Annotated in this window: 1 pseudogene; it reads left to right on the top strand. The window is 47.6% G+C overall.

From position 1 onward, the window contains the following. Nucleotides 1-584 (top strand): annotated as a pseudogene (locus R7Q46_RS28800) (alpha-glucosidase); the annotation flags it as partial.

Below are 584 nucleotides of genomic sequence, written 5' to 3'. Positions count from 1 at the left end.
ACCAAAATGGTGTTCCTGAATACGGCGCGGCAGTGGACCCAGCACACAACACGGAAGAAGGCGTGATGTACGTTTGGGTAGAAACGCGCGATCCTAACTTCACGACCATTATTCCAGCAGAAGACATCATCGAGCAAAACGGCAATTCTTATAAAGTAAAAGGCATGGCGTCTTACAATAAGATTCTCGATAAAGTGGATTACATGACGATTCACGTCGGCGCACAAGAAGCGGCGGGCTGGGAATCGGGCATGGATAACGCAGCTCGTTTTGGCTTTATCTACAACATCCATAACATGAATTCGCAAGCTGAAGACATCAGCAATCCAGACAGAAATGTGGATCAACTTGGTCGCTACGCGGCAAGTGCGTATGGTTTTGATAACAGCATCAAGCTGGAAGGCGAAGAGTGGGTGTACAGCAATACGTCAGCGGAAAACTTAGCGAAACTCGATCTAGCGAAGAAAGATTGGGAAGTTCGTTTTGCAGAAAATCGCACCAACAATAATGCTGCGGACGGCGAGTTGCTTGGCTTCTCTATGCTGCAAGAATCGGTGGATCAAGCCTCTTACATGTACTCAGAC

Source organism: Vibrio sp. 811, assembly GCF_033339195.1.
This window is presented reverse-complemented; position numbering and strand designations above follow the sequence as displayed.